The organism is Labrenzia sp. R5_0, from assembly GCF_017743835.1.
GTDB lineage: Bacteria > Pseudomonadota > Alphaproteobacteria > Rhizobiales > Stappiaceae > Roseibium > Roseibium algicola.
In genome coordinates, this window is record NZ_JAGHRK010000004.1 from 629,605 (window position 1) to 650,530 (window position 20,926).

The 20,926-nt window shown below is 61.2% G+C and carries 20 protein-coding genes and 1 tRNA gene; 7 read left to right on the plus strand and 14 right to left on the minus strand.

Annotated features, from left to right (window positions below; all coding sequences use genetic code 11):
- Window positions 1-130: 130 nt before the first annotated feature.
- From J7447_RS22915 to tsaD, 7 genes are all read right to left on the minus strand, one after another.
- The gene (locus tag J7447_RS22915; RefSeq protein ID WP_062486697.1) at window positions 131-802 is read right to left on the minus strand and encodes a methyltransferase; all 672 of its coding nucleotides are present in this window, start codon (window positions 800-802) and stop codon (window positions 131-133) included.
- 27 nt (window positions 803-829) lie between these two features.
- Window positions 830-1,255 (minus strand): EVE domain-containing protein, encoded by a 426-nt coding sequence (locus J7447_RS22920; RefSeq protein ID WP_023002897.1) that lies wholly within the window; start codon window positions 1,253-1,255, stop codon window positions 830-832.
- The gene (locus tag J7447_RS22925) at window positions 1,256-1,546 is read right to left on the minus strand and encodes a YciI-like protein (protein WP_055659704.1); all 291 of its coding nucleotides are present in this window, start codon (window positions 1,544-1,546) and stop codon (window positions 1,256-1,258) included.
- 479 nt (window positions 1,547-2,025) lie between these two features.
- Window positions 2,026-3,033 carry an NAD(P)H-dependent glycerol-3-phosphate dehydrogenase gene (locus tag J7447_RS22930; RefSeq protein ID WP_023002899.1) on the minus strand — a complete coding sequence of 336 codons (1,008 nt, stop codon included), beginning with the start codon at window positions 3,031-3,033 and terminating at the stop codon, window positions 2,026-2,028.
- Window positions 3,020-3,496 (minus strand): NUDIX domain-containing protein, encoded by a 477-nt coding sequence (locus J7447_RS22935; RefSeq protein ID WP_055659702.1) that lies wholly within the window; start codon window positions 3,494-3,496, stop codon window positions 3,020-3,022. Before J7447_RS22935 ends, J7447_RS22930 begins: the two co-directional genes overlap by 14 nt.
- Window positions 3,497-3,522: 26 nt before the next feature.
- Window positions 3,523-4,026: an NUDIX domain-containing protein gene (locus J7447_RS22940; RefSeq protein ID WP_023002901.1), complete on the minus strand. Its 504-nt coding sequence runs from the start codon at window positions 4,024-4,026 to the stop codon at window positions 3,523-3,525.
- Between the two features lie 103 nt (window positions 4,027-4,129).
- Complete coding sequence (gene tsaD / locus J7447_RS22945; protein ID WP_062486703.1) at window positions 4,130-5,236, minus strand: tRNA (adenosine(37)-N6)-threonylcarbamoyltransferase complex transferase subunit TsaD; 1,107 nt, start codon at window positions 5,234-5,236, stop codon at window positions 4,130-4,132.
- 93 nt (window positions 5,237-5,329) lie between these two features.
- On the opposite strand from tsaD, the gene hemC reads away from it, so the two are divergent.
- From hemC to J7447_RS22980, 7 genes are all read left to right on the plus strand, one after another.
- The gene (hemC, locus tag J7447_RS22950; RefSeq protein WP_031270219.1) at window positions 5,330-6,256 is read left to right on the plus strand and encodes a hydroxymethylbilane synthase; all 927 of its coding nucleotides are present in this window, start codon (window positions 5,330-5,332) and stop codon (window positions 6,254-6,256) included.
- Between the two features lie 7 nt (window positions 6,257-6,263).
- Window positions 6,264-6,980, plus strand: a complete 717-nt coding sequence (locus J7447_RS22955) for a uroporphyrinogen-III synthase (RefSeq protein ID WP_209171055.1) — start codon at window positions 6,264-6,266, stop codon at window positions 6,978-6,980.
- A 120-nt stretch (window positions 6,981-7,100) separates the two neighbouring features.
- Complete coding sequence (locus tag J7447_RS22960) at window positions 7,101-9,065, plus strand: hypothetical protein (RefSeq protein ID WP_209171056.1); 1,965 nt, start codon at window positions 7,101-7,103, stop codon at window positions 9,063-9,065.
- A gap of 77 nt (window positions 9,066-9,142) precedes the next feature.
- Entirely contained in the window at window positions 9,143-11,185 is a 2,043-nt protein-coding gene (locus tag J7447_RS22965) for a heme biosynthesis HemY N-terminal domain-containing protein (protein ID WP_209171057.1), read from the plus strand.
- A gap of 200 nt (window positions 11,186-11,385) precedes the next feature.
- Window positions 11,386-11,461, plus strand: a tRNA-Thr gene (locus J7447_RS22970).
- 742 nt (window positions 11,462-12,203) lie between these two features.
- Entirely contained in the window at window positions 12,204-13,025 is an 822-nt protein-coding gene (locus J7447_RS22975) for a response regulator (protein ID WP_208984613.1), read from the plus strand.
- A gap of 288 nt (window positions 13,026-13,313) precedes the next feature.
- The gene (locus J7447_RS22980; protein WP_035907952.1) at window positions 13,314-14,051 is read left to right on the plus strand and encodes a hypothetical protein; all 738 of its coding nucleotides are present in this window, start codon (window positions 13,314-13,316) and stop codon (window positions 14,049-14,051) included.
- 231 nt (window positions 14,052-14,282) lie between these two features.
- Here the strand turns inward: J7447_RS22980 and J7447_RS22985 are convergent, their stop codons facing one another.
- The 7 genes from J7447_RS22985 to J7447_RS23015 form a co-directional block, all read right to left on the minus strand.
- Window positions 14,283-15,071: a crotonase/enoyl-CoA hydratase family protein gene (locus J7447_RS22985; protein ID WP_209171058.1), complete on the minus strand. Its 789-nt coding sequence runs from the start codon at window positions 15,069-15,071 to the stop codon at window positions 14,283-14,285.
- Entirely contained in the window at window positions 15,068-15,928 is an 861-nt protein-coding gene (locus J7447_RS22990) for a hydroxymethylglutaryl-CoA lyase (RefSeq protein WP_023002910.1), read from the minus strand. Before J7447_RS22990 ends, J7447_RS22985 begins: the two co-directional genes overlap by 4 nt.
- A 118-nt stretch (window positions 15,929-16,046) precedes the next feature.
- Window positions 16,047-17,678, minus strand: a complete 1,632-nt coding sequence (locus tag J7447_RS22995; protein ID WP_209171059.1) for an acyl-CoA synthetase — start codon at window positions 17,676-17,678, stop codon at window positions 16,047-16,049.
- A complete protein-coding gene (locus J7447_RS23000) occupies window positions 17,665-19,659 on the minus strand; it encodes an acetyl/propionyl/methylcrotonyl-CoA carboxylase subunit alpha (RefSeq protein WP_209171060.1) in 1,995 nt (664 codons plus the stop codon). Before J7447_RS23000 ends, J7447_RS22995 begins: the two co-directional genes overlap by 14 nt.
- A gap of 3 nt (window positions 19,660-19,662) precedes the next feature.
- Window positions 19,663-19,992, minus strand: coding sequence for a hypothetical protein (locus J7447_RS23005; protein WP_023002913.1), 330 nt, complete (start codon window positions 19,990-19,992; stop codon window positions 19,663-19,665).
- Window positions 19,982-20,503, minus strand: a complete 522-nt coding sequence (locus tag J7447_RS23010) for an O-acetyl-ADP-ribose deacetylase (RefSeq protein WP_209171061.1) — start codon at window positions 20,501-20,503, stop codon at window positions 19,982-19,984. The genes J7447_RS23005 and J7447_RS23010 overlap by 11 nt, the downstream gene beginning before the upstream one ends.
- On the minus strand, window positions 20,500-20,925 hold the full coding sequence (locus J7447_RS23015) for an ASCH domain-containing protein (protein WP_209171062.1): 426 nt from the start codon (window positions 20,923-20,925) through the stop codon (window positions 20,500-20,502). The genes J7447_RS23010 and J7447_RS23015 overlap by 4 nt, the downstream gene beginning before the upstream one ends.
- Between the last annotated feature and the right edge of the window lies 1 nt (window position 20,926).

The following is a 20,926-nucleotide window of genomic DNA, read 5'->3' on the forward strand; positions in this document are numbered from 1 at the left end:
AAACACATCGGAACAGGAAAGCGCTTTAAGCTTGAACGGCTAACCTATCGCAAGCTGCAAAAAGAGGAAGTGGGATTGCGGAAAAAGTTATGTGCAAGGCGATGGTCCGCAAGACTGATCCGCCTCCAGGTCATTCTCCGGATGATTTTTCCTGCAAACGGAAAACGCGCGTGCGTTTGATCTCGTTGTCTTCCAGCGCACCGACCACCGGAACGCTGTAGGCCGCCAGTTCAATCAGGCGTGACGAGGGCAGATAGGACCGGCCAGGATCGCCGACATAGACCTCGATGTTGTTCGCCAGCAACCTGTCGAGAAATGCCAGCACCTTGTCGGCCATGGGCTTGTCGTAGAAAACGTCACCACAGAAGACAAGGTCCGCTTGCGGCGGTTCTCCGGTGGTGATGTCCGCGGTCTCGGTGGTGATCTCCACCTCGTTGAGCGCGGCGTTGAGGCGTGTTGCGGTCAGGGCGTAGGGGTCGATGTCGACCGCGTGGCAGGACGCTGCGCCGGCCTTCATGGCGGCTATGCCGACCAGACCAGAGCCGCAGGCAAAGTCGACAACGCGTTTTCCCGCGACCAGTTCCGGCGTGTCGAGCACGTAGCGGGCAAGTCCCTGGCCGCCAGCCCAGGCAAAGGCCCAGAATGGCGGCGGCAGGCCTAGCTCGCCCAGTTCGTCTTCGGTCTTTTGCCACAGATCCATGGCCTCGTCGGCCACATGCAGAAGGATTTCCTCCGCATGCGGCACAGGTTTGACCTTGGTCTCCTTCCGGATGAAGGCTGCCGGATCCTTGATAAGGGCCATTCAGGGCGGATCTCTCAGGAGAGGAAGTTAGGCAGGCTCTTTCAGGCCACCCATTTCACAGACGATTTTCCATTCCTCTTCCGTGACCGGCTGAACCGACAGGCGCATGGAGGTGACCAGCGACATCTTGGCAAGGCGCGGTTCGGCCTTGACGTCGGCCAGGGTCACCGGCTTGGGCATGTCACGGACGGCCTTGAAGTCCACGCATTCCCAGCGGGGATCATCGATAGTGGTGTCCGGATGGATGTCGCTGCAGACCTCAACGATGCCGACGACTTCCTTGCCGATGTTGGAATGGTAGAAGAACGCCTTGTCGCCGATTTCCATGGCCCGCATGTTGTTGCGTGCCTGGTAGTTCCGGATACCGTCCCACTGCTCACCCTTGTCGCCACGGGCCTTCTGCTGTTCCCAGGACCATTTGTCGGGTTCGGACTTGATCAGCCAGTACTGCACTCAGTTTGCCTCCGGGTTCTTGATTGCCCAGTTCCAGGGGCGGATCTCGACGCTTTCGAACAAACCGGCGCGGGCGTAGGGATCTTCCTGGGAGATCGCCAGGATCTCGTCGCGGTTGGAGGCTTCGATCACAACCAGCGAGCCGGTCATGTTGCCGTCGTCGTCAAGAAACGGGCCGGCTGCCTTGAGGCTGTCGCCGAGGCCTTTCAGGAAGTCGAGATGGGCGGCGCGGTTGTCGAGGCGCGTCTGCAGGGCACCGGGCTTGTCGGTGCAGATCAGGGCATAGAGCATGAAGAATTCCCCGGGTTGGTCGAATCTGCGTCGAACCTAGGGCCGGGGCGGGGGAAACTCAATGGGGGAAAGAAAGGAGAGGTGCATCAAACCCTGTGCAAGCGGCCCATCCTTCGAGACGCCTGGCGTTGCCCGGCTCCTCAGGATGAGGGAGTGGGGGAGCTGTTCTCCCCTTCGTGGCAGGGCAACTGACTTTGGACTAAAGACAGGCAGCAAGCACAAGTGTCACCCCGGGCGAGCAACGCGAGACCCGGGGGCTACTCGTTTCCAGAGAGCCGGAATGGGTTGTGCCTCTTCAGGGCACCTTGTCTGCTTCGGCAAGCGGCGCGGCGAGTGGGCCCCGGATCTGCGCTTCGCTTGTCCGGGGTGACGCCGTGGGGATGAGGATATCGCTCATATGCCAATCCCCTATCACAAGCGGAAAGAGAGCCAGGCGCCGGCTTGTGCCTATGTCGAAGGCCGGTTTCGTCGAGACGGGGTCAAAGCCCTGCCGTTTCCGATTTCAGCGGGCGTGCCATCAGGGTGTTGAGGGCGTCGTCGATGGTCAGGTCCTCGTCGATCATCCTGGCGACGGTCTCGCAGATCGGCACTTCGACATCGTATTTGCGGGCCAGCTTGACTGCGACGCGGGCGGAATAGGCGCCTTCCGCGAGCTTGCCACCTGCCGAAATCAGCTCGGAAGCCATGAAGCCTTCGCCGAGCCGCAGCCCGAAGGAAAAGTTGCGCGACTGGCTGGACGAACAGGTGAGCACAAGGTCTCCCAGACCGGAAAGGCCTGTCAGGGTTTCACCCTGTGCGCCCATGGCAGTGCCGAGGCGTGACAGTTCGGCAAAGCCGCGTGCGGTCAGGGCCGCCTGGGCACTGGCGCCGAGCTTGCGGCCGACCACGGCCCCGCAGGCGATCGCGAGCACATTCTTGAGGGCGCCGCCGATCTGGGCACCGAGAATGTCGATCGAGGCATAGGGCCGGAAACAGGGCGATTGCATTGCTTCGCACAGGCTGAGCGCGGTCTTGGCCGAATTGGCGGCAACGGTGACGGCAGTCGGCAGGCCCTTGGCGACGTCGTCGGCAAAGCTCGGGCCGGACAGGACGCCCGGTTCGACGCCGGGCAGTTCCTCGCTCATGACCTTGGACAAGAGCTTGCCGGAGGATTGTTCGATGCCCTTGGCGCACAGCACGACGGGGCCGCGCACTTTGCCGGTCTGTTTCAGGGCAGCCAGCATCGCGCGGGTTGTCTGGGCGGGTGTCACCAGCAAGATGGCATCGGCGTCAGCAACCTCTTCCAGCGAAGATGTCGCTTCCAGTTCCTCGTCAAAGGTGATTCCCGGCAGATACCTCGGGTTCTGCCGACGGGACCTGATATCGGAGACCGTACCGGGATCACGCGCCCAAAGGCGCACTTCCCGTCCGGCACGGGCTGCGGTCAGGGCCAGGGCCGTGCCCCAGGCGCCGCCGCCAACGACGCCGATAGACCTAATGGCGCCCATTGCTCTGCCTTTCCACGCGCGTCCGTAATGTTTCAAGTTGCGCTCCAAACCCTTCAAAAAAGCGGGCCTCGGTCGGCGCATCCATGGTGAACAGGTCAATCCAGAACAGACGGAACCTTATCGGGGGACCGCCTGCGTTCGGTGACATTTCGAAATGTTCCCATTCTGTCGCGGGCTTTTCACGAATTCGGCCATGAAAATGCCGCCGGCGATGCAAGCCGTCGAGACAACGGGGAACATCTTTGAAGATATGGTCCTGGTCGGCGAACGATTCGAGCGCGATATCCAACGAAAGTCCGGTCTCCTCGGCAAATTCTCTCCTGGCAGCCTGCAGATAGCTTTCGCCGGGGTCGACCGTGCCTCCGGGAACCTGGAGGCCGGCATTCGGGAAATCGGGTTCCACAAACACGAGAAGCTCTGTTCCACAGGTCAGGTAGACATAGGCCTTTTGGTAGATCAGCACGGGCAGGTCCTTGAAAGAACTGTTGTTTATGCCGCGTTGGCGAGGCGTGTCACACGTTTGCGCAGGGCATCGAGGGGCGCGCCGAAGGCGGCGAAGAAGTTTTCCTCGTCGCTTGCCCGTTCGCCAAAGAGGTCAACCCAGAAGAAACGGTAGCGAATCGGTTCGCCGCCGCTGCTGGGATGCATTTCGTAATGCTCCCACTCGCTCTTCGGCCGGGCACCAAGGCGGACATGGTAGTTGCGGCGGATGTGTCGGCCAAGCAGCGGACGGTTGGGTGCGGGCCGGTACTGTCCGACGGGAGGGATCGTTTCGAACGGGATATCCTGACTGGAAAAATGATCAAAGGCCACGTCCAGTTCGAGGCCGGTTTCCTCGGCAAATTCCCGCATGGCGCCATGCAGAAAGCTTTCGCCCGGATCGATGGTGCCACCCGGAACCTGCAGGCCCAGATGAGGCGTGTCCGGTTCGTCGAAGACCAGAAGGTCCGTGCCGCAGGTCAGGTAGACATAGGCCTTGTGGTAGACGCGCATTTCTCAGAACAGTCCTTGTTGGAAGGCTGAAGTTTCCTAACAGGGTCTTTGGTCGCGCAAAAGGGTCGGTGGGAAATTGAGCGATGATTTACAGGTCCACATCCTAGACCTTGGCGCCCTTTTTACCCGCGCCGAGCACACCGGCATTGGCTGAATCCAGCGGCCAGCGAGGCCTGGGTGACAGACTCATGTCGTCCACGGGGCCAAGTCGAAGCCGCTCGATCCCGGCCCAGGCGATCATTGCTGCATTGTCGGTGCAAAGGCGCATGGGCGGCGCGATGAAACGGGCATCTGCCTCTTCTGCCGCAGCCAGAAGACTGTTGCGGATTTCCTGGTTCGCCGCGACACCACCAGCCACAACGATTGCCGGTTTGACACCCGGGTGGCGTGTCCGGAAGAGATCGAGTGCGGAGCGGGTGCGGGCTGCCAAAACGTCGGACACAGATCGCTGAAACGCCGCGCAGAGGTCGGCAATCGTCTGTTCATCGACAGGCTCAAGCTTTTTCGCCTGGGTGCGAAGTGCCGTTTTCAGTCCGGCGAAGGACATGTCGAGACCCGGGCGATCCAGAAGCGGACGCGGCAGGCGGAAGCGGGTGACGTCGCCCTTGGCAGCCATTTTTTCTACATGCGGGCCGCCGGGATAGGGCAGGCCCAGCAGTTTGGCTGTCTTGTCGAAAGCTTCGCCAATGGCATCGTCGATGGTCGTGCCGAGACGTTCATAGTCCCCGACGCCGCGCACCAGCAGGAACTGGCTGTGGCCGCCGGAGACGAGCAGCAAGAGGAACGGAAACTCGAGATCGTCGGTCAGGCGCGCGGTCAGGGCGTGGCCTTCCAGGTGATTGACGCCGACGATCGGCTTTCCCGCTGCCATGGCGATGGCCTTGGCGGTCATAAAGCCGACGATGACGCCACCGATGAGGCCAGGGCCGGCAGTTGCGGCAATCGCGTCGATATCATCCCAGCCGCAACCGGCCTCGTTCATGGCTTCGGCAACGATCCGGTCGAGGATTTCGATGTGGGCACGGGCGGCAATTTCCGGCACCACGCCACCGAATTCTGTATGCTCGTCGATCTGCGAACGGATCGTATTGGAGAGGATCTTCTTGTGCGCAGGGCCGCACACAACCGCTGCTGCGGTTTCGTCGCAGCTGGTTTCAATGCCCAGGACCGTCAGATTGGTCGCATTGTCATCTGTTTTGACTGAGGTCATTGGTCTAAGTGCGGTGGCCTGTGTTAGGACATCCGAAAAGACATAAATCGGTGCCCGTCATTTCTGCCGGGCGTAGCATCTGGACGGTAAACCTTGCAATCAAATCCTTTGCGTATCGGAACAAGGGGCAGCGCGCTGGCGCTGGCACAGGCCCACGAAACCCGCGACCGGCTGATGGCGGCCCATGATCTGGCCGAAGACGCGTTCGAGATCGTGGTCATCAAGACCTCCGGCGACAGGATCCAGGACAGGCCGCTGTCGGAAGTCGGTGGCAAGGGGCTGTTCACGAAGGAAATCGAGGAAGCGCTTCTGGACGGGCGGATCGATCTTGCCGTTCATTCGTCCAAGGACATGCCGACGGTCCTGCCGGATGGTCTGGCTTTGACGGCCTTCCTGCCGCGGGAAGATGTGCGCGATGCGTTCCTGTCGCCCAAGGCAAAGACCCTGACCGATCTGCCGCAGGGCGCGGTCGTCGGGTCCAGTTCGCTGCGCCGCCAGGCGATGATCAAGCGGCTGCGCCCGGATATCGAAGTGGTGATGTACCGCGGCAACCTGCAGACACGCCTGCGCAAGCTGGCAGAGGGCGAGGTGGACGCAACACTTCTGGCGGCTGCCGGTCTGCGCCGGTTGGGCCTGGAAGCGGAAATCACCAGCCTTCTGGAAACCGACCAGTTTCTGCCGGCTGTCGGCCAAGGTGCGATCTGCATCGAAAGCCGGGCGGACGACAAGGCTACCCTTGAAATGCTGGCGGCAATTCACGACGCGGCAACGCAGATCCGCCTTGATGCGGAGCGCGCCTTCCTTGCTGTTCTGGACGGGTCTTGCCGCACGCCCATCGGCGGTCTGGCAACGCTCGAAGGCGATACGATGCACTTCCGAGGGATTGTGCTGAAGCCGGACGGATCGGCCGCGCATGAGGCATCGGGCAGTGGGCCTGCGGCAGAGGCCGCGCGGATTGGCCGGTCTGTCGGGGAAGATCTGAAAACCCGGATGGGACCGGACTTTCTGGCAGGAGCCTGACCCGGTCATGCGCTTTCTGGTGACACGCCCCCAGCCGGATTGCCGGCGGACCGCTGAAAAACTGCGGGCGTTGGGGCATGTTGCCGATGAAGCTCCCGTTCTGAAAACCGTTGAGGTGCGGTCGGCACAATTCGGGCTGGATGGCGTGTCTGCGCTGGCGTTTTCCAGCCGGCGGTCGGTCGCCGTCCTGTCAGCACAGGGCCGGATCGATGCCTTGCGGAGCTTGCCGGTTTTCACGGTGGGCGACGCGACCGCACTCGCCTGCCGGGAAGCGGGCTTTTCAAATGTACTTTCGGCCAGCGGGGATATTGCTGCGCTGGCTCAGCTGATTCTCGATAATCGGAGCGGATTGTCTTCAGGGGCCGTCCTTTATCCTGCTGCCGAGGATCGGGCGGGGGATCTGGAGGGACTTCTCGCCGCAGGGGGAATTTCCTGTCGCACCGTCGTGCTTTACAGCATGGAGCTGGCGGAAAGCCTGCCTTCTGCCGTGGTTGACGGCCTTCGCCAGAATGCCTTTGATGGTGTCTTCATTTATTCCAAACGCACGGCCGAAGCTTTTCTGGCGCTGGTTCGCAGGCACGGTCTTGACCATATTTTTTCCAGGTTGCCTGTCTATGCCCTTTCGCGGCAGTCGGCCGAGCCCCTATTTGAGGTAAGCCAGGTGCGTATTGCAGCTGCGCCGAACGAAAGCGCCTTGATGGATCTGGCTTTAACACAGTGTTAACCAGATCCGGGGGAGTCGTTCTTTTGCAGCGCGCAAAAGTCTTTGCTGCGGCGGTACCGCTTCGCAAAGAGGTGTGTATAGTGAAGGTCTTGGGACCGGCAGGGTTCAGGAGGAGATGAGATGACGACGGACAAGAAATCCCCGGGCGGGACATCTTCATCGGGCGGCAGCGGCACTGGCGGCAAGGACAAGCCGGGCAGCAGCACTGCGTCTTCCTCCGGCAGCAGCAAGCGGCCGGTAACGATTGATCTGACCGCAGAGAAGGTCGGTGCCAAGCCGACAGACACGAAGCCAGCCTCTGGTACGAGCTCAACGACGAGCGCCACGACGGGGTCTGGCGGCACGACTGCGGGTGCAACCAAGACAGGCGGTATCGGCAGCACGACTGCGTCCGGCAGCTCAACATCAGCCGGAAATACAACGTCATCTGGCAGCACCGGCAATGCGGGCAGCACATCGTCGCCCTCTTCGTCTGCATCGACATCGTCCTCGACCGGATCAGGCTATTCTTCTTCGTCGTCTACCACTGCCGGGTCTTCCACTGCAGGAAAGCCCGCAGGAGCCAGCACAACCGGGTCGTCATCTGCGACCGGCAAACCAGCGTCTCCGGCAGGCTCATCGACGTCTGCCACCAGCCAGACCGGAACCTCCTCGACAAGCAGCAGCTCCCGTCCAGGGGGGGCAACCAGCTTTTCCAATCCGCCGGCCGCTGAGGACCGCGGCGGTGTCGGGGCATTCGGCGTTCTGATTGCGGCCGTTATCGGCGGTATCCTGGTGCTTGGCGGCGGCTTCGGCCTTTACCAGGCCGGGCTCGTCAAACTGTCGCCCGAGCCGAACCAGCAGCTCACCAGCGCGCTCAGTGCCGCCGAACGCAAGATTTCCGATCTGGAGAAAAAACTCGGCGACGTGACGTCTTCGGTCTCCAGCCAGGGCAGCTCCGGTGCTGTTTCTGCTCTGGAAAGCAAAGTCAGCGCGCTTGAAGCCAAACTGCAGGATGCGTCGTCGTCCGATCTGAGCGCCGCAGTCGATGCCCTGAAGCAGGATGTCGAAGGACTGCGCAGCACCGTCGCTTCGGCAGGTGCCGGCACCGGCGAAGGAACCCCAGCCGATCTCCAGCCGCTTGAAAGCCGTCTGGCCGCGCTGGAAGAGGAAGTGAAGGGCGATAGCCAGGTGGATCTGGCGCCGCTTGAAAACCGCTTGGCCAAGCTGGAAACCGACACCACATCGACATCTTCCGAAGCCGACAAGCTTTCCGGTTCCGTAACCGGGCTCGAGGGCCAGCTTTCGGACCTGAAGACGACCCTTTCCGAGGTGGAAACCAGACTTTCCAATACCGAAGCGACCGCGAAAGCAGCACAGACAGCCGTATCGACGTCGGACGTTTCCCTGAAGACCCTTGCCGACAGCCAGGCACGGGCAACCGAGACCCTGTCTTCGCTGGCTGCCGACATCAAGTCTGTCGGCGCGGCCAACACAGCAGCGCTGGAAGGTTTGCGCTCTGAGCTGGACGCGCTTTCAACGCGACTTGCCGCGGTTGAGGCAACGATGGGCGATGCGACGGCGCGTGAAGTTGCTGCCAGGGCACTGTCCGTTTCCGCATTGAAGTCGGCCGTTGATTCCGGCCGCCCTTATGAAACCGAGCTGGCCGCCGTCAAGGCGGGGCTGCCGGGCGGGCTCGACCTGTCTGCACTGGAGGCCAACGCCAAGACCGGTGTCGAACCGGTGCCCGTGCTGATCGCCCAGTTCCCGCCGGTTGCGCGCTCTGTCTACCAGACGTTTTCCGAACCGGACCGGTCCGGTGATGTACTCGACAGCCTGATGACCAGTGCACAGTCGCTGTTCACCGTTCGTCGTTCGGGCTCAGGTGAAGGCGACGGGCCGGCCGCTGCCCTGCAGCGCATGGAAAACGCCGTCCGGAAGGGAGACCTCAAGTCGGCACTTGCCGCCTACAAGGATCTGCCAGAACAGGGACAGGCTGCTGCTGCCGACTGGGCAACGCGCGCCGAAGCCCGCGTCGAGGTTGATGACCTGACGGACAAGGCCTCGCAGGAAGTGCTCAACGCGCTTGCTGCGAAGGATAGCTGAATGCAGGCCGGCCACTCGCCCGCCCGTCAATGGAATTATGTGCCGGCAGGAGCCGGCCGTCGCAGGGAGCGAACTGAATGATCCGCGTTCTGTTCTTTTTCGCGCTGTTGTTTGCCGTTGCCATGGGCTTTGCCTGGATGGCGGACCTGCCGGGAACGATCCAGATTTCCTGGCCAGTTTATGAAGGTGGCCAGCAGGTCGGGACGGATATCTGGGAGCAGTCGCCTGCGATTGTTGCCCTTGCCGCAGCCATTTTCCTGGCGATCTTCCTGGCGATTGTCTGGGTGATCCGCGTCGTCTTGAAATCACCGCAGATTGCCAGCCGCTTCTTTCGGCGCCGCCGGAAAGACAAGGGCTACAATGCGCTGTCACAAGGCTTGATCGCTCTGGGCACGGGCAACGCCAAACTGGCGCGCCGCTACGCGCTGGACGCCGACAAGCTGCTGGATGATGAACCCGCGGCAAAGCTGCTGCTTGCACAGACGGCCCAGCTTGCCGGCAAGGACGACGAAGCGCGTCAGCGTTTCGAGGCGATGCTGGAAGATCCGGCCACCAAGGCGCTTGGTCTGCACGGCCTCTTCATCGAGGCCGAGCGGCACAGGGAACCGGTGGCAGCACGCCATTATGCGGAGGAAGCTGCCAAGACATCGCCGGGTCTGGAGTGGGCCGGCAAGGCCGTGCTCGGCTACCAGGCGGTTGCCCACCATTGGGACGAAGCGCTCAAGACCCTGGAGCGCAACTACGCCGCAAAGATGCTGGACAAGAAAACCTATCGGCGTCAGCGCGCCGTCATCCTGACGGCCCTTGCGACGAAGCTGGAGGACGGCGAGCCGGAACGGGCCTATTCGCTGGCCAAGGAAGCTCATGGGCTGGCACTCGACCTTGTGCCGGCGGCCGTGCTGACGTCTCGTCTGGCAACGCGCCGGGGCGACATCCGCAAGGCCTCCAAAGTGTTGGAGGCGACCTGGCGTTTGTTCCCGCATCCGGAGTTGGCTGAAACCTATGCCCATGTGCGTACCGGCGATTCGGCTGTCGATCGCTTGAAGCGGGTGAAATCGCTTTCCGCACAGCGGGCAAACACTCCCGAAGGTGCGCTGGCCATCGCCCGCGCAGCCATGGAGGCGCGCGAGTTCGAAGAAGCGCGCAAGCAGCTGAAAAAGGTCCTGCAGTCCGAACCTACCCGTCAGGCGTTTCTGCTGATGGCGGAAGTGGAGGAAGCCGAACACGGTGACCGGGGCCGCACACGCGACTGGCTGGCCCGTGCCGTCAGTGCGCCGCTCGACAAGGTCTGGATGGCCGACGGCATCATTTCCGCCGAATGGCAGCCGGTGTCACCGGTCACCGGCAAGCTCGATGCGTTCCAGTGGGCAACGCCGGGCAGTCTGTCCGACGAGGACGGTCCGCTGCTTGAGGACAGCCTGTTCGAGGCGCCGGCCCTGCCGTCCGCCACTCCAGCCGAGCCGGTTCGGCCGGTTGCAGATGTGGATGACGACGCGATGGTGCTGGAAGCCGAACCCGTCACCAGGCCTGCCACTGCCAAGCCTGCGGGACCCGAGACGGGTGACGCCAAATCCGGCAGCGCCAAGTCAGCCGCCGCGGAACCTTCCGCTGCCTCTGCAGCACTGGAAAAGCAGGGCTACGAAGGGACGACGGACGATGTCAAATACAGCCCTGCGCTGAAGGACCTGCCCGACGCCGAGGCTACCAAGGCACCTTCGGACAAGGCTGCGACCGTTGAGAAGACGGCAGCCAAGGAAAGCGCGGTAAAAGCCGAAGCCGGGGCAGACGATAAACCTGCCGTGGTGACAGGCAAAGACGCCGGGACAGCGAAAGCTGGTGTGACCGGCAAGACCGACACCCGGAACGGTTCCGAGACGCCTTCCAAGCCAGAGGCAGCATCTGAGGCCAAGGTTGAGGAAACTCCGAAATCGGCGGATGCAAAGCCATCGGCTGCCAAAGCCGGGGAGGCCAAGACAGGCGAAACAAAATCCGGCAGTTCCAAAGAGGATCTCAACCGGCCAATCGAATTTCCCCTGTCGCGGATGCCGGACGATCCGGGCCCGGATGAGGACGACGAGGAAGAGAGCGCCAAGACGCCACGGCCGCGCTTTTTCAACTGAAGCGCTGCTGCGGCGATAGTCGGAATGTGCTGACGAGCATGTGTTTGCCTTGCTTGCGGAAAAGGGAAGATGTGATCTTCCTGAAAGAACCGGTTTTAGGCTCTTGCATCTGACGCCAAGCTCCGGTAATTAGCGGCGCACTCGGGCTTGACCTGAGTGCCCGCGCCAAATCGCGCGATGCCCGGCATCTGCCGGAGAACGCCGCTGTAGCTCAGATGGTAGAGCACGTCATTCGTAATGATGGGGTCGGGGGTTCGAGTCCCTTCAGCGGCACCACTTTCCAGGCCCAGGTTCCTTTCTTCAGGTGCGCCCGACAGGGCTATCCCTTCTCTGATGCTTTCCTCTGGATTGAGCAAGCTGTCACGAGACTTCAGAAACAGCTGTGCGATCGTTGGCCCTGCCACCAGTCCATGGGCTGCACAGGTCTCAGTGACAGCTTTGATGCTGGCGAACTTGTGTTGCCCTGCTGCTGATCCGGTTTCTGTTTGTCGGACGGGAAGTGCCACATTGATGGCTCGTCGGCAGTCCTTGCAAGAGGCGAGGTGATTGTCCAATTCTGACGCTACAAATTGACGTAGAGTTGGTGTGGCAGGTTGCGGGCGCCCTTGTCCTGACGTGACGATCCTATCGTCCAGCAGATCCTTGTTTAGGTCTCGTCTTATTTTCAGAAACAGGCTGGTTGGATCCCGTGTTTTGAAAAAGCTAGCCGCAAGTTGCTCCAATTCGACGGAAGTCACTGAACCATAATGCGACTGCGGGAATCCTGTGACGCCGGGTTGCGCCTGTTTCCTCGTATTTTGCGGGATTTTCCCAGATGAGGTTTCGGTCTTTACATCCTATTTGTAAGAATTGTGGAATCGAGTGAATGAATATTCATGTAAATTTATGTATATCAAAGGTTGTAAAATGCCTGGCGAGCTTCAGTAACAGAAAATATACAATTGTTTCCTTATTGTACTTGTTAATTTAGACATGGCCTCAAGTGACGATGCGAGAGCCGCACACAAGGTGATGAGAATTGCTGCATAAAATGATCCGCATTCTTGTCGCTGACGACAGCGGCATCGCTCGTGAAGTCATCAACAACGGCATCGCTGTTCATCGTTCCAAGCGGTACATCGAGGTTGATAACGTCGATAACGGTCGTTCTGCTGTTGAGGTTCTGAAGAAGAAACAGATCGACATCGCCTTCATCGACATCAACATGCCGGGGCTGAATGGTCCGGACGTAATCGCCGCGATGAGCGAGACGAAGTCTGCAGATTGTCTGACGGTCGCGATTTCAAGCGGCCTTGATGAGCGCAATGCCAACATGCTTCAGCAGCTGGGGGCCTATCATTTCCTGAAAAAGCCTTTCACCCAGGAGGATGTGTCGGAGATCGTCGCCACTTACATGACGATGACGACGACCTATCCGATCCTGATCGTCGACGACAGCGGTACGATGCGCAAACTGACGCGCAAGGTTCTGGAGGCCAGCCGGTTCGACTTCGAAATCTCGGAAGCCGACAGTGCGCAGGCGGCGCTTCGTACACTGGCATCGGGCAAGTTCCGGATGGTGCTGACGGATTTTCACATGCCGGATGTCGACGGTATCGAGCTTGCCGGTTCGATCCGGGACCTGTCGAGCAAGATCGGCATCTACATGATGTCCACCAACGACACGAGCTATCTGGAGCGGTCCGCGGCCTTCGTCGGGATATCCGGTTTCCTGAAAAAGCCGTTCACGCCTCAGGACATAGATACGCTCATGCATCAGTTCCTGGAGCTGGATACGCCAAAATTCGGCAAGGTGCGCAACATGTTCAGCTTCATGGAACGAGAACGCAAGGCATCGTGAGGCTCGCCGGACTGGCGAGTGCTGATCGTTCCTCTTGGGTCTCCTGGAAATTTCAAGGGAACCATTTGCCGAACGCTTACATTGTTTCTGGATTGTTTGTCAGCATTCTTGATTTAAAACGCTTCAGTTGATTCAATGAAAGAATCAGAAGTCTCCCCCTAGTTCGTATCGGTTCCACTGTCTGAATGCATGGAGAGCGGTGTGGGCAAAACAGCAAAACTTGAATTACTTCGCCGGATATTGCCTCTCGGCCTCTGCGTGCTGGGTATAGTCGGCGGATATTTTTTCATGTCGGTGCTCAGCAGCCTGCTCTGCATTATCGCGGCCGCCGGGATCTATGCCGCCTTGCCGCGGCCGAACGTACCGTCCGGTGCCGTAAAGCCGGTATGTCATCCGCCGGTTCTGGTACTCGACATGATCGGGTTTGTTATTGGTGCCGCTTTCTTTTCCATAGCATTCATCGGGATGGCTGACTGGAGCGGAGGCGCAGCCCTGATGGCGCTGCTTTGCCTGGGTCCTGCCTCGATTGCACCGGTGCTGTTCACCGTGTCCGCACGACAGGAGACATCCTGGGTCCGTTTCTTCAGCAACGGTTTCGAATTCACCCAGTTCGGCCGGCGCGTCCGGGTGATGTATGAGGATCTGAAAAAGATCGACATCCGCCTGTGGCACGCTTCGGGCTGGGCTGCCTGGTTCCAGTCGACGATCGGCTCGCTGGGGCCGAGATCAGCGGTTCTGCTGAATGGGGCTGAAACCACCACGACTCTGGTCTTCAAGCGCCCGGACGGGGCAACCTTCACCATTTCATCCGAACTGGTGCCGGACCTGCAGCGGGTGCTGATCAACATCGACAGGGCCGGTATGGAGCTTCCTGACGGGATCAGTGAATATCAGCGCAAGAAGATCCGCCAGCGGCGTGAACGCATGTACGGCGGCCCGCCGCAGGAACCGCCGCAGTCGGAACAGAAGGAAGTGGCGCGTATCGCGGCCCTGATCGAACATGCCAGGCGCAGCGCCGGCCATTGAGGGCGGTTTTTCACCTCACATCACATTCGGCTGTCTGCTGACCACAACTTCGTCCTCATCCTGAGGAGCGCGCTTGCGCGCGTCTCGAAGGATGGGCGGCACACGCAGGAGCTCCTGGCCCATGCTTCGAGACGGACCTGACGGTCCTCCTCAGCATGAGGGCGTGTGGGGGCACCGACGGAAGGAGGGGCGATCTGCCGAATACCCGGTACTGGCATCAGCCGCTGCAAACTATGAACCGACCCAGTTCGCCTTTCGCTTTTCGAAGAATGCGGTGATGCCTTCCTGGGCTTCGGGGGTTTCCCAGGTCTCGGCGAGACGGCGGATGGTGTCGTCGATGATTTCTTCGGTGATTTCCGGGCCAAGGCTGCGGGCCAGCGCCTTGGAGGCGGCTACCGCAGCGGGGGCAGCGGAGAGATACGGTTTGATTTCCTTTTCGATCGCCGCATCGAGGTCCGCCTCGCTCACGACCTTCGCCACAAGATCGAGATCCCGAGCCTCTTCCGCGCCGAACAGGCGGGCGGACATGAATACCCGGCGTGCCTTGCCTTCGCCCATGCGGGCCAGCACATAGGGGCTGATGGTTGCCGGGATGAGGCCAAGACGTACTTCCGTCAGGCCGAATTTGGCGCTGTCGACGGCAATCACGGTGTCGCAGACGCTCATCATGCCGATGCCGCCGCCAAAGGCCTGGCCTTGTACGCGGCCTATCAGTGGCTTCGGCAATTCGTTGAGGCTCTGCAGCATCATGGCAAGCTTGCGCGCTTCAGTCATGCGGGTTTCGCGGTCAGCTTCGAACTGCTCGCGCATCCATCCAAGGTCGCCGCCCGCGCAGAAGCTGGCGCCAGCACCCGTCAGTATAACGACACGGACAGTGTCGTCCTCCGCCAATTGTGCGGCAACTTCCGTCAGTTCGGCGATCATCGTGGCGGAAAGCGAATTGTGCTTGTCCTGGCGGTTGAGTGTCAGCGTTGCGACGCCCCGGTCGTCAACGGCAAGGGAGATTGTCTCGAAGCTCATGCGTCAACACTCCTGAGGGTGCGGGCAAAGTCGGCGATTTCAGCAAGCTTTGCCCGGTCGATGCCGGTCTCGAAGCCCTTGCGGGTCATCAGGTCTAGCACGGCTTCGGTTGCGACATTGCCTTTGGCACCCGGTGCATAGGGGCAACCGCCCAGACCGCCGACCGCACTGTCGAAGGTGCGCAAGCCTTTTTCGAGGCTGACCTCGATGTTCTCGATCGCCCGGCCCTTTGTGTCATGAAAATGGCCGGCAAGCTTGTCCGCAGGGATCGCGGTCAGCACGGCGTCCAGCATCCGGCCGATGGTTTCCGGCGTTCCGGCGCCTATGGTGTCGCCGAGGGAAATCTCGTAGCAGCCGAGATCGAACAGCGTTTTGGCGACCTCCGCAACCTTCTCCGGTGGTGTTGCACCGTCGTAGGGGCAGTCGGTTACGCAAGAGACATAGCCGCGAACCGGGATGCCGTCCTCATGTGCCTTTTCCAGAAGCGGCTTGAAGCGTTCGATGCTTTCGGCAACCGAGCAATTGATGTTCTTTCTGGAAAAGCCTTCCGAGGCCGAACCGAAAATGGCGACTTCATCCGCCGACACCTTCTTGGCGGCCGTATAACCCTTCACATTGGGTGTCAGCACCGCATAGGTCACGGACGGATGCCGGTAGATGCCTTCCATCACCTCCTGGGCGTCGGCCATCTGCGGTACCCATTTCGGACTGACGAAACTGGTCACCTCGATCTTGCGGAAGCCGCAGGCAGAAAGCCGGTCCACGAGGTCGATCTTCTGGGCCGTCGGCACAAAGGTTTTCTCGTTCTGCAGACCGTCGCGCGGGCCCATTTCAAACAGGGTGACGAATTCAGACATGTTTTCTTCTCTAGCTTCTCGTGAGGCCTAAAGGTGAGACCGGTTCTTCGCTGCGCTTCGTCCGGGGGACGGCACCAGGCAAATCGCGGAGGCATTCGTTAAACGGCGTTTGACACGATCACTCTTCCTGCTCGGCTCGGGCGCGCAGTTCACGGCGGATGACCTTGCCGGTGGTGGTCAGGGGCAGGGCGTCGACAAAAGCGACTTCGCGCGGATACTCGTGGGCTGCAAGGCGCGTCTTGACGAAGTCGGCGATTTCCCCGGCAAGTTTGTCGGTCGGTTCAATGCCGCTTTTCAAGACGATGTACGCCTTGACGATCTCCGTGCGCTGGCTGTCGGGTTTGCCGACGACACCGGCCATTGCGACCGCCGGGTGTTTGATCAGGCAATCCTCGATCTCTCCCGGGCCGATGCGGTAGCCTGATGACGTGATGACGTCGTCATCCCGTCCGACGAAGCGGATCCACCCGGTGTCGTCCTTGATGCCCGTGTCGCCGGTCAAAAGCCAGTCGCCCGCAAATTTCTTTTTCGTCGCTTCCATGTTGTTCCAGTAGGTCAGGAACATCACAGGATCAGGACGTTTGACGGCGATGTTGCCGAGTGATCCGGCAGGCAGTTCCTCGCCCGTGTCGCTGACGACGCTGACATCATGACCCGGAACCGGGCGGCCCATGATGCCGGGGCGCGCTTCCATCAGTCTGGCGCAACTGGAAACGATCATGTTGCACTCGGTCTGGCCGTAGAATTCATTGATCGTCAGGCCGAATGTGCGGCGGCCCCAGTCGATCAGCTCCGCGCCGAGTGTCTCGCCACCGGAGGCAACGGACCGCAGGGTGAATTGCCAGCGGTTTTCCGGGGCTTCCACCTGACGCATCACCTTCAGCGCGGTTGGCGGCAGGAAGGTGTTGCGGATCTTCTGGTCCTGCAGCAGCTGGAAGGCTGCTTCCGCGGTGAACTTTCTGAACCGGCACGCTACCACTGGCACACCCAGGAAGAGCGCGGGCATCAGAACGTCGAGCAGGCCGCCGATCCAGGCCCAGTCCGCCGGGGTCCAGATCCTGTCACCCGGCTGGCCCAGAAGATCATGGCTCATCTCGACGCCCGGCAGATGGCCGAGCAGCACCCGGTGGCCGTGCAGGGCACCCTTGGGCTGTCCGGTGGTTCCGGAAGTGTAGATGATGATTGCCGGGTCATCGGGGCCTGTGTCGAAGGGGTGGAATGTGCCTTCGTGTCCGGCCATGTGATGATGGAGGCTTTCTGCCCCCGGGACGTCTTCATCTGCACAAAGGACAGTCGTCAGTTCCGGCAATCGGTCACGGATAGTCGCCAGCTTGGCAGCGCCACTTGCATCCGTGATCACCGCCTTCGCGCCGGAATCCTTCAGCCGATACTCAAGTGCTTCTTCACCGAACAGGGTGAAAAGCGGAATGGTGATCGCGCCGAGTTTCAGGGCCGCAATATGGGCAAAGGCGGTTTCGGGCCTTTGCGGCATCAGGACGCCGATCCGGTCTCCGGGCTGTACGCCTCGGGCAGTCAGCAGGTTGGCAAGCTGATTGGAAAGCCGCCTCAGGTCACCATAGGTGTAGCTGGTGGCGCTGCCGTCCTCGTCCGTATAGACCAGCGCCTCCCGGTTCGGCTCGCGTGCCGCCCAGTCGTCACATATGGCAACGCCGATGTTGAACCGGTCTGGGATCTCCCATCGGAACCTGCCGGACAGGTCGTCATAACTCGTGGCGTCATGCGGCAGCATCGGCTTCCTCCGCGAGCGCCAGAAGGACGGTGCCGTCGGTTACCTGCTCGCCTTCGGCAACAAGAACCTCGCCAATGACACCGTCCCGCGGGGCTTTCAGCGTGTGTTCCATCTTCATGGCTTCCAGGATCACCAGAGGCTGGTCCTTCGTCACGGCTTCGCCTGCCTTGGCGTTCAGAACCTTCACGAGGCCGGGCATCGGTGCGATCAGCTGATCGCCCGCGCCGCCGGCTTCCTCGTCTGCGCTGAGCGTGTCCGGCAAGGCAACCGGGAAAGCATGGCCGCCGAGGAAGACCGTCAGTCCCTTGCGGTCCTCCACCACGACCGCGCGGGCACGGTGGCCGTCACAGTCGTAGGTGATCGCACCGCCTTCCACCTTCACCAGAGCATATTTGCGTGAGCCTTCCTCCAGCTGGACCGCGAACCGCTGATGGCCGAGGGCATGGACCTCGACATCCCGGCGCTCGCCTGCAATTTCAAGCAGTGCGTACTGGCGCGATGCACTCCAGATCCGCCATCCGGCCAGCGTGTCGAACGGATCGTTGCCACTTGCCGGCCTGGTCAGGCCGAGCGCCGTGAGAGCGGCAAGGGCAATCGCGTCCACCGGGATGGAGGGTTCTTCTATGAGCTGGGTCAGATCCCGGTCGATGAGGCCGGTGTCGACATCGCCCGCGGCAAAACCTTCATGGCGGCACAGGGCCGCCAGAAAGCCGGCGTTGGTGACGCAGCCGGCAACTTCCGTTGCCTCAAGGCTTGCCAGCAACTTGCCGAGTGCCGCCTGGCGGGTCGGGCCGTGGACGATCACCTTGGCGATCATCGGATCGTAATAAGGGGTGATTTCATCTCCGGAGCGCACGCCGCTGTCGACCCGCGCGCTGTCTTCCGGAAGGGCCAGATGCTCCAGCGTGCCGATGGCGGGCAGGAAGCCCTTCGGCGCATCTTCCGCATACAGCCGGGCTTCGAAGGCCCAGCCGTTGAAGGAAAGATCTTCCTGGCGCTTTGGCAAGGTTTCGCCGGAGGCCACGCGAAGCTGCCACTCGACCAGGTCTTCGCCGGTGATGAGCTCGGTAACCGGGTGCTCGACCTGCAGCCGGGTATTCATTTCCATGAAATAGAACCGGTCGGATCTGAGGCCTTCGGAAACGTCGGCGATGAACTCGATAGTGCCGGCGCCGGAATAGTCGATCGCCTTGGCCGCGGTCACGGCGGCGTCCCCCATGGCGCGGCGCATTTCTACCGGCATGCCGGGGGCAGGGGCTTCCTCGATCACCTTCTGGTGGCGGCGTTGCAGCGAGCAGTCGCGCTCGAACAGATGCACGGCATTGCCGTGGCTGTCGCCGAAAACCTGAATCTCGATATGGCGCGGCTTGGTCAGGTATTTCTCGATCAGCACGCGGCCATCGCCAAAACTGGCTTCGCCTTCGCGCTGCGCGCCTTTCAGGGCGTCTGCAAAATCCTTCGGGTCATCGACCCGGCGCATGCCTTTGCCACCACCGCCGGCACGCGCCTTGATCAGCACCGGATAGCCGATCCGGTCGGCCTGTTCCTTCAGGAAGTCCGCGTCCTGGTTCTCGCCATGATATCCGGGCACCACCGGCACGCCGGCCTTTTCCATCAGCGCCTTGGCGGCATCCTTCAGGCCCATTGCGCGGATGGAAGAGGCGCTCGGGCCGATGAAGGCTATGCCGGCCCTGTCGAGGGCGTCGACGAAATCCGGATTTTCCGACAGGAAGCCGTAGCCCGGATGCACGGCTTCGGCGCCACTCAGCTTGCAGGCTTCGATGATCTTGTCAGCCTTCAGATAGCTTTCCGAGACCGGTGCCGGTCCGATGCGGAAAGCCTCGTCGGCCATGGCAACGTGCTTGGCCCTGGCGTCCGCATCGGAATAGACCGCAACGGTCTTGATGCCGAGCTTCTTGGCCGTTGCCATCACCCGGCAGGCAATCTCGCCGCGGTTGGCAATGAGGATCTTCTTGAACATTTCTCAGTTCTCCTCCCAGGGAGTGACTAGTGCGCCGGGGGTATCGGCAGTTCGGTCCGGAGCAAGATCCGGCATATGTTGTATGGGCAGCTCGCTGAACACCGTGATGGAGTTCCGGCTCCCGTCGGCAAGGAGCGCGCTTCGTCCGGTTGCCAGCACGCTCACCTTCAGGCCGCCGACGGAGAGGGTGTCGCCCTTGTCGATATTGCCTTCGTCGAGCGCAACCAGAATGGCCGTCAGGGGCTGCGTCAGCTGTATGTCGGGATGCTGGTCACGGAACGCCGCTTCGATATCCGGGCCGCATTCCACCATCGAGCGGACTTCACCCTTCATGAGGTTTCCTCCCGAGTGCTGCCAGAAGATGGGCATGGCTAGCCTCGTCGAAGGCAACCAGTGTGACGGTTTCGATTTCCGGCAGGTCCTCCAGAACCCGTTTGACAGTTTCCACCGCGATCAACGCGGCGCTGCCGGCCGGATAGCCGTAAATACCGGTGGAAATAGCCGGGAAGGCTATGCTTCTGCAGCCGGTTTCTGCCGCAAGACGCAGGCTGGTTTCATAACAGGAGGCAAGAAGGTCCGCTTCGCCCGACGTGCCACCTTTCCAGACGGGGCCGACCGTGTGGATGACGTGGCGGGCGGGCAGACGGTAGCCACTGGTGATCTTTGCCTTGCCTGTTTCACAGCCGTTAAGCGTCCTGCATTCGGCCAGGAGCTCGGGACCTGCCGCACGGTGGATCGCCCCATCGACACCACCGCCGCCGAGCAGCGACGAGTTGGCCGCGTTGACGATGGCATCCACGTCGAGCCGGGTGATGTCGCCGATGTGTGTCTCGATCCTGCTCACGGCTTGAGCTCCGGCTGCAGATCTTCAACAACCTTGAAGCGTTCGCAGACAAGGTCCATTTCCGGGTCAAATCCGCCGTTGCGTTCAAAGAAGACCTGATGGTCCCTGCGCCAGCCGGCGAGGTCATCATTCTCGCCTTCCGCCAGGGCGAAGTCTTCCCCGACATCGCAGAAGCGCACGACGGACACTTCCAGTGTTTCGATCACCAGCGCGGGGGTGTCGTCCCAGTTCAGTGCAATGTCCCGCCGTCCATGAACGGGCAGGACGTCACCGCCGTCCTCATAGCTCTGCAAGGCACCGCATGTGGCGGTTTTCCTGCCGGCGCGGACAAGGGCGATGAGCTGGGCACACAGGTCCGCATTGTCGCCGAACTTGAAGGTTTCGGCGCCGGGGTATCTTGCTTTCAGCTCGTCGATGGACATC